This window comes from Sphingomonas elodea ATCC 31461 (assembly GCF_000226955.1).
Classification (GTDB): Bacteria; Pseudomonadota; Alphaproteobacteria; order Sphingomonadales; family Sphingomonadaceae; genus Sphingomonas; species Sphingomonas elodea.
The window spans coordinates 1-8,884 of sequence record NZ_AGFU01000058.1 but is presented as its reverse complement, the minus strand read 5'-3'; the positions used below and the strand labels follow the sequence as shown (position 1 = coordinate 8,884).

5 protein-coding genes and 1 pseudogene are annotated in these 8,884 nt (G+C 61.2%); 4 read left to right on the top strand and 2 right to left on the bottom strand.

Annotated elements, in window-relative coordinates:
- The coding region (locus tag KK7_RS0115210; protein ID WP_010545507.1) for a recombinase family protein at positions 1 to 229 on the bottom strand (229 nt) is incomplete at its 3' end.
- A gap of 206 nt (positions 230 to 435) precedes the next feature.
- Here KK7_RS0115210 and KK7_RS23785 point away from each other — a divergent pair.
- A complete protein-coding gene (locus KK7_RS23785) occupies positions 436 to 1,041 on the top strand; it encodes a helix-turn-helix domain-containing protein (RefSeq protein WP_420186419.1) in 606 nt (201 codons plus the stop codon).
- A 115-nt stretch (positions 1,042 to 1,156) separates the two neighbouring features.
- Positions 1,157 to 1,396, top strand: coding sequence for a CHC2 zinc finger domain-containing protein (locus tag KK7_RS23780; RefSeq protein ID WP_083836112.1), 240 nt, complete (start codon positions 1,157 to 1,159; stop codon positions 1,394 to 1,396).
- A 390-nt stretch (positions 1,397 to 1,786) separates the two neighbouring features.
- Here the strand turns inward: KK7_RS23780 and KK7_RS22990 are convergent, their stop codons facing one another.
- Positions 1,787 to 2,047: a hypothetical protein gene (locus KK7_RS22990; RefSeq protein WP_158000020.1), complete on the bottom strand. Its 261-nt coding sequence runs from the start codon at positions 2,045 to 2,047 to the stop codon at positions 1,787 to 1,789.
- Between the two features lie 165 nt (positions 2,048 to 2,212).
- Here KK7_RS22990 and KK7_RS0115195 point away from each other — a divergent pair.
- Together KK7_RS0115195 and KK7_RS0115190 are read left to right on the top strand one after the other, a co-directional pair.
- Positions 2,213 to 2,434, top strand: a pseudogene (locus KK7_RS0115195) (transposase); the annotation flags it as partial.
- 78 nt (positions 2,435 to 2,512) lie between these two features.
- A partial coding sequence (locus KK7_RS0115190; protein WP_010545504.1) for an RHS repeat protein occupies positions 2,513 to 8,884 on the top strand: 6,372 nt, incomplete at its 3' end.

Below are 8,884 nucleotides of genomic sequence, written 5' to 3'. Positions count from 1 at the left end.
CGGCATTCTGGTCGCAGCGATCCCGCTGCCCCAGCCGACGCGTCAGGCCCTCGCGGTCGCGGCGATAGCCGGAGACCTCGGGGTCCAGCCAGGTCCCGACCACGGTCCCACCCAGATAGGCAACGAGGTTCGAGCACGAGGCGACCTGATCCGCGCTGGAGGTGGCGGTCTGCAGCGTCGTGGAGTGACGGCCGTAAAGAGCGATGCGGCGAGGAGCGTTGGTAAGCATGGTTTATTGTTTCACACCTTCGAGCTTGCGGGAATCCCGCGTCCTTTCGTGATGGCGTCGCGCTGCCTCTCGGGCGAGCAGCCGAACGAGCTCCGCCAGCGCCTGCTGCGTCTTCTCGTCTTCCACCCATTTGATACGGACAACGGCCATGCAGCCGTTCTGGGATGACGCCTTCGGGGCGTGCACCAACGTTACAATTTTGTTAGATGCAAGGAATGCTTCGAGAACGACAGCCCTGTCGCATGCGATTGCCCGCCGGCTATCGCTGCCTTCGCGATGACCTTGGTGCGATCATCCGAGCCTATCGGCGCGGGGAGAAGGGCATGGGAGAGCCTATCCCCCCGAAAGTCTTCGCCAATGACATCGGGATCAGCAGGGGCGCATTATCAAGGATAGAAAATGAACGGGCATGGCCGAGGCCCGAGACGCTATCCCGCATCATGGATGCGTTCGAGATCGATTGGCCAGTGGTGGCGGAGCGAGGGGAAAATCCTGGCCCGCATCCGAGAACGCCAAACACCTGGCAGGAGGGGCAACAGGCAAGCCTTTGCGCCGCTCTCCGGCAAGAGCGTCGGGAGCTTGGCTGGACGCTGGCAGAGCTCGCCCGGCGCAGCGGCCTTTCCGCATCGCAGTTGTCCCGCATCGAGCGCGGTCAGATCGCCCGATCCGCTGTGTTCACCTGGCACCCGGAGGATCTTCATCTCCTCCGTGAGGATCGCCGCATCATTTTCGCCCACCCGCTGTTGGCCGACGTTACGGGTGGCGTCCTCGGTTCCGAACCAAACGCAACTGGGCAGGCTGGCCAAGGGTGAGCGGGTACAGGTTGCTCTCGACGAGCTAGGACGACTTGCCCCGCGAGCATCGATGCCCCATCCTGAGCCCTAGGCGCGGACGAAGCCTCTGGCCCGACCTCGACTTGGCAAGAGGATGCGAAGCATGAGTGAGGGACTTGGGTTACAAGCCGGACCCGCGGATTTACTGGTCTCGCTCATTGCCGAAACATCTTCGCTAACCGCCTTCGGTGCCGATGGTGTGCGGCAACGCGGCGCTTGCCCGTGGCACCCAGATCCGTCTGAAAGCCTCTTTACCGCCAGCGGCGTCTGGCATTGCTTTGCGTGTGGCGCCGGCGGTGATGCGGTCGGATGGATCATGCGTCCGACACTGTGAATTGGGAGCGCGACTGCAGCACGCTACAGAACTATCTGGGTGCAGCCCCTTAGCCGGCTATGCCTTCAAGCGGAAACGGCCCAGTTAGCTCGCCACTGTTGGGGCAGCTTTCGACCAACATGCGCCGTTCGTAGGCTGTGGTTCCAACGGCAGCTTTCCTCAACAGCTGACGTCCAGCACTTCCCCCAGCCGATGTTTGGCGTCTGCGCGAAAGAGAGTCGGGTTACCAACAACCTGCTTTGAGGCAGCGTAGGCCGGGAATCGGACATTCGTTCAGGAGGCGCGCGGAACCGCTGAGAACCGATTTCACGGGTTCAGCCCATTTCCGACGCCCTCCCGAATGAAGCGTAGGTTCAGCTACCTAGTTGCGCTGTACGAGCCGATGAGCTCTTACCCCTTGAGATTTCCGCCCCGTCTAAGCCATTCATATTCATCGAGACCAACCCGCCCAAGAGCGCTGGCCATCTCACTTGCCGCTCGTTGGGCCTTGAGCTGATCGAGGTCTGCGATCCAAGTGTACTTCTTTCCACCAAGGTCCTCGAAGACGTACTTGCCAGTCTCCGGTTCGAATCCGGCAGTGATCTTTTGAGAAAGGCTGTTTGGCTTGAAGCCGGCAAAATGCCTTGTGGAGGCTGCAGTTAGAAGATTCATTCTCAGCTTTATGTGCTGCTTATTGTCCCGGACTACCAGCCAGAAATCCTCACCCTGGCCGGACGGTGTCAGAGTCGTAAAAGAGAAGAAAGTATCCTTCTGAAGGCGAACAGTATCGCAGATGGGCTGAGTGCAAAGCATACCCGAGCGCTTATCGAGGACCGGGGCGCCACGCCCAACATCCCTCCCAAGAGCAACCGGCGAGGGAAGCCGTGCTTCAGCAAACGGCTCTACCGCGAGCGCGACCTCGTCGAGCGGTTCTTCTCCAAGCTGAAGCATTTCCGCCGTGTCGCCACCCGCTACGACAAACTCGCCGCCAACTTCCTCGCTATGGTCCAGCTCGCCTCAATGCGGCTTTGGCTTCGAACTTATGAGTCTACGGCCTAAACAAATGTGAGATTTTGCTGATTGAGTCTGCATGAGCAGGCGAAATGGTTTGATGCTGCCTGCTGTGGGGGGCAGGCGATGGTCGCGATTTTCACGGGTGCGGGAACCGGTTTCGAGCGTGGATCGGGGTCGATGCTGGGCGCGTTGGGGCTGCTGGGCGGAGCATCGCTCGGCCGGGGCAGCGAGCAGCTGTTCTTCAATGCGGCGAACGGCAACCTGCTGATTTCGCACCGGGATGAGTATCTGGTGGGGCGCGGTCCGGATGTGGGGATTACGCGGACCTACAACAGCCTGGGCAATTTCACGGACGAGAATGGCGATAATTGGCGCCAGTCCACCGACCGCCGGGTGTTCGGCCTGTCCGGTAGCGTCAACAGCGCCGGCAGCAGCGTCAAGCGGCGCTCGGCGGACGGCTCGGAGATCAGCTACGGGTGGAACGGCTCGGCCTATGTGGCTACCGATGGCGCCGGCGCGTACGACACACTGGTCTATAGCGGCGGCAACTGGACCTGGACCGATGGCGACAGCCGGGTGAGCGAGACCTACACCGCGTACGGCGCCGATTGGCGGATCGTGTCGCAGACCGATACTAGCGGCAATTCGGTGACCTACAGCTACAGCGGCGACAAGCTGTGGCGGACGACCACCGCCGATGGTGGCTATGTCGAATATGCATGGGCCGGCAATAATATCACCACGCTGACTACCGGCTATCTGGACAATGGCACCAACACCAACCGCGTCCTGACGCGGACGCGGTATGGGTATGACGGGTACAATCGGCTGTCGAGCGTGACGGTGGATCTGTCGCCGGAAGACAACAGCATCGCCGATGGACGGGTCTACACGACCAGCTACAGCTATTACGGCACGTCGAAGCTGATCCAGACGATCAGCCAGACCGACGGGTCATCGGTGACGATCGGCTATGATGGCGCCGGCCGCGTGACGAACTGGACGCAGGCGGTTGCCGACGGCGTGAGCCGCACGACCTCGATCGGCTACGGCGCTGGCTATACAGTGATCACCGATGCTGCCGGCCAGGCGACGACGCTGTCGTACGACGGGAACGGGCAGTTGACCCAGATCACCGCGCCGCCGGCCTATGCCGGGGCGGCACAGCAGGTGGTGCGGTTCGGTTATACCGGCAACGGCGATCTCGCCAGCGTGACGGACGCGAGCGGCAAGACCACCAGCTATACGTATGACGGCAACGGCAATGTGCTGACCACGACCGATCGCACCGGCCAGCAGGTGGTGCGCACCTACAATGCCGCCAACCAGGTGCTGACGGAAAGCCGCGTCGGTTCGGACAAGGACAGCGGCGGCGCATGGCACACCACTCGCTATGTGTACGATGCTGCCAACCGCCTGCGCTTCACCATCTCTCCCGAGGGACGCGTCACGGAATATCGCTACGACGGCGTTGGCCAGCTTGTTTGGCAAATGGAGTATACTAGCCAATTTTACAATTTGAACGGGTTGGCCAGTAGCGTATCGCCGGCTGAATCGCAGTTGATAGACTGGTCAAACTCTCTCGCGGATCCCACGCAGGTGGACCACATCCAATTTGTGTATGATGCACGTGGCGGTCTAATCCAGCGTATCTCCTACGGAGATGCTTTCGCACCTGGATCGCCCCACGGGTGGAACGGCTACACGCACGAGTTCTTTACCTATGATCAGGCGGGGCAGCTGCTGGCCAGCGTCGTTGCCGGACAGAATTGGAAGACCTACGCGTATGACGGCCTGGGGCGGGTAGTTTCCTCGACCGACCTCAACGGGATGGTGACGAGCTTCGCGTTCAGCGACGCGAGTCTCCAGACCATCGTGACACTTGCCAACGGCTTTGTGCAAACCTCGACGTACAACCGCGCGGGCGATCTCGTCAGCTTTACCGAATCCGGCAGCGACACGGCGGGCGGAACCAGCAGCTATAAATACGACCAGCTTGGCCGGCTGCGACAGAAAACCAACGCGAACGGATACATTCACTATTATCTTTACGATAAAGTTGGTCGTAAAATAGTAGATGCCAATCAATGGGGTTACATCTCAGAATATCGCTATGATCAGAATGGTCGTCTCGCGGCCACGATCAACTACACGAATATCCTGTCAGCAGAGCAGCTCAGTTGGTTGAGCGATCCGAACTCGAGCGTCGAAATGGCGTCGTTACGGCCCGCGGCACATCCCTACGATATCTGGACTTGGAAGATCTACGACGCCGAGGGCCGGGTGATTGAGGCGATCGCCGGCGATGGATCGGTAACGCGCTACGATTACGACGGATCGGGTAGGCTGGTTGCGACAACGGGTTACACTAACAGGCTGTCCGCCGAGCAGGTAAATGGCTTTAAGAGCACCTCACCGCTGAACATGGTGCTACCTGCTGGCAGTGGTCGCGACCCGGTGTCGCAGGTGTTCTACGACAAGGACGGCAATGTCTTGGGGACGCTGAACGGCGAGGGATATCTAAGCCGAACGGTGTATGACGCGGGCGGTCGCAAGGTCCAGGAGATCGCCTATGCCAATGCAACAAATCCGGCGCTTCGCGCATCGGGCACGCTGCAGGACCTGATCAATTCCGTCGGCAGTTCGGGCGGGGATCGCTCGACGCGCTATGTCTACGATCAGCAGGACCATCTGCGCTTCGTCATCGACGCACTCGGGCAGGTCACCGAGTATAACTATCAATATGATGACTGGAAATGGTCGGCATTCGGGCCGGTCCGCTCGACGACGCAGTATGCCGGCACGATCGGCGCGCTGTCGAGCTATACCTTTGCGTCGGTGAAGAATGCGGTGGTCGGGATGGCGACCAACCCGGCCAACCGGGTGAGCTATGCGGTCTACGACAATGCATCGCGGCTCAAATATTCCATTGATGCTGGCGGCGCGGTCACCGGCTACAGCTATGATGCGATGGGCCATGTGACGCGGACAGTGCGCTACGCGGCGGCCTATTCGCCCGGCGCGCTGCCGTCGCAGGAGACGATGGACAACTGGGCGGCTGCCAATGCCGGCAACGGCGCCAACCGCATCACCCGCAACTATTATGCCGCGCGCGGCGAACTGCGCTTCACCATCGATCCCGAGGGCTATGTCACCCGCATCGACTATGATGGCGAGGGTCGCGAGGTCTTCCGAGCGCGCTGGAACGCGCCGGTGGCTGCGAACGATGGCTGGACGCTGGCCACGGTAAACGGGGCCGTAACCGGAGATTGGGCAGGCAACTGGAGTTATTATGACGTAGATGGCAGATTAATCGTTCGGAGCGATAGTGAAGGTCGAACTCGTTCTTATTCATATTTGGCCAACGGTGACCTCTACTGGGAAATATCGCAACACCTAACTGGAGAAGAAGTACGCACCGTCTATATTCATGATGGAGCAGGGCGAGTCATTGAACAATATGATGCCTGGGGAACGCCCGAGCAGCGCGTTACGCGGTACACCTATGACGGTCTCGGCAACCAGACGTCGGTAACGGATGGTCGCGGGATCACCAGCTATCGCAGCTATGACAAGCTCGGTCGGGTGGTCTCGGAGACCAACGGCATCGGCGGCGTGAAGAGCTATCAGTATGACGCACTGGGCAATCTGGTGCGGACGACGGATGAGCGCGGGGTCTCTACCTACAGCTATTACGACACGCTGGGGCGGGTCGTGGCGATGCGCGACGGTGAGGATTATGTCACCGAGACCAGCTACACGCTCTTCGGCGAGGTTCGCGCCGTCACGCGTCGCTACAACCGCTCCTATGCCCAGGCCGGTGTCGGCATCTGGCCCGCCGTGAACGGCGATGGCCGCGACGCCACCACCACCTTCAGCTATGACAAACTCGGGAGGACTACGGTCACGACCGATGCCGAGGGCTATAGCGAGGTTCGCTGGTACGATGCGTTCGGCAATGTAACCCAGGTCCAGAACAAGCTGGGGGGGATTACCCGCTACACCTATGATCGCCGCGGCAGCCTGCGCACCGAATGGGTCGAGGCGCCGGTCTTCAACAATGGCGGCGCGATGACCGCTTCGGGCTATTTCCGCAACGTGTACGAATATGATGCGCGCGGGAATGTGGTGCATCAGATCGAAGCGTCGGGGCTGGCGGAGCAGCGGGATACCTATTTCACCTATGACAAGGCAGACCGGCTGATTCAGAAGCGGGTGGGCGAGGTCCAGGTGGTGAGCCAGGACAACCACATCTCCTTGTGGAACACGACGCCGACGACGACGTACCGCTATGACAAGCGGGACAATCTGATCGAGACGGTGGACCCGAACGGGGCGCGGACGCTGTTCTATTATGACCGGCAGAACCGCAAGATTGCCGAGTTGAGCGCGGTCGGCACGCTGACCAGCTATACCTACGACGCGGTCGGCAACCTGATCGCGCAGCGCAGCTGGGCAACACCGGTGGCGCAGCCCGGCACGGCGGGCGGATCGCCGCCTGCGGCGCCGGGCGGCGAGTATCGCGAGACGACCTACGGCTATGACAATCTCAACCGGCTGACCTCCACGAGCGTCGCGAACATCCGTTATGGCTGGTGGGACGGCCAGCGCTACCAGATGGGCTTTGGCACGCTCACCTCCTGGTATGAATATGATGCGGTCGGCAATCTGGTGCGGTCGCAGGATCAGAACGGCGTCAGCGCCTTCACCTATTATGACCGGGCGGGTCGCAAGATCGCCCAGGTGGATCGCGAAGGCTATGTCACGCGCTGGACGCTCGATGCCGAGGGCAATGCCGTGCAGGAGCGTCGCTACGCGAACCAGACCGGCGGCGCCAGCGTCCAGTCCCAGCCCGGGGTCGGCGAATCCGGTGCGGACCGGATCACCAACTTCACCTATGACCGCAACGGCCGGCGGCTGACGGAGCAGCGGCTGAACGTGGTGGCGTATACCGTCCCCAATGGCACGCTGCAGTCGGTGCCGACGACGTCGTTGGTCAGTTATACCTACAACGGGCTGGGTCAGGTGACCTCGAAGACCGAGGCGACCGGGGACCGTACGACATATGAGTATGACGCCTCGGGTCGGCTGGCGAAGGAATTTCGTCCCGTCTATCTGAACGGCAGTACGCCGGTTCAGTCCGTCCTGGCCTATCAATATGACGGTCTGGGCGATCTGTCGCGAACCGAGCAGTCGAGCTCCCTGGACGGTGCGAGGCGTGTCACGCGCTACGTCTACGATCGTGGTGGGCGCATGGTGGGCATGATCAATACCAACGAGCAGGGTACGGAATACTACGCTCACGAGTATTATTACGATGCTGCTGGCAATCTTTTACGGCAAGCATATAGGCGTGCGCGATCGGATGACAGCGTCGCCTATGACAGCATCCTGTATACCCGCGATGCGGCGGGTCGGGTCACCTCGCAGACGACGGCGACGCTGGACGGCTCTGCTTGGCTGAAGGGCGACATTCAGAACATCGCCTACAATGCCTTTGGCGAGATATCGCAGCGCGGGATCAACGGCGGCTGGCAAGAGCAGTTCGCCTATGACGGACGCGGCAAGCTCTATCGCAGCAATGCCGGCGACGGGGTGTGGCGCTACTATCTCTATGATGGTGCGGGCAACCAGACCGCGGCGATCGAAAGCGAGGGCAGCGCCATCGGCGGCCTGTCGCTCGACGGCATTCTGGGCATCGTCACTGCCGGCTGGGTCTGGAACCCAGGCAGCCTGTACATCGACGGGATCAACGTGACGGTGACGTCCTATGATCGCCGTGGCCAGGGCGTCCGGACGATCCAGAAGAATCGCCAGCTGGCCGACGACACGCTTACCGACATCGTCACGACGCGCGGCTACAACGCCTTTGGCGAGGTTACCTCGGACACCGATGCCCGGGGCGGCACGACCTATTATGCCTATAACACGATGGGCCGGCTGACCTGGGTGCAGCGCCCGGCGGTGCAGATCACCAACAGCGACGGCAACAGCTATATCGGCACGCCGGCCGATACCTATTATTACGACCTTTCCGGCCGCATGGTCGGCCATATCGATGCGAACGGCAACCGCACGACGCGGGCGCTGCTGGCGGGCACCGGCTATGGCGGCAGCGAGGCGCTGGTCACCATCGAATGGCATGCCGACGGCGGCGCGATCCAGAATTTCTATGACGGGTTCGGCGACCTGCGTCGCCAGATCAACGAAGTCGGCCGCGAAACCCGGATGGACTATGATGCCATGGGCCGGCTGCTGCAGGTCACCCGGCCCAGCGGCAATGCCGATTACTATGTCTACGACATTCTCGGTCAGCGGATCAAACACTGGACCAGCCTCTACGGCATCGCCGCCATGGAGCGCACCGACTATGACAGCCAGGGCCGGGTCGTCAGCCAGGTTAGCTATACCGGCGATGTGACCGCGACCAGCTACAGCTGGTCGGGCGGGCTGACGACGACGGGGATGGGCACGTTCGGCGGCTGGGTGAAGACG

Coding starts and splice junctions, on each gene's coding strand:
- KK7_RS23785 (WP_420186419.1), top strand. CDS start 436: ATGCAAGGAATGCTTCGAGAACGACAGCCCTGTCGCATGCGATTGCCC.
- KK7_RS23780 (WP_083836112.1), top strand. CDS start 1,157: ATGCGAAGCATGAGTGAGGGACTTGGGTTACAAGCCGGACCCGCGGAT.
- KK7_RS22990 (WP_158000020.1), bottom strand. CDS start 2,047: ATGAATCTTCTAACTGCAGCCTCCACAAGGCATTTTGCCGGCTTCAAG.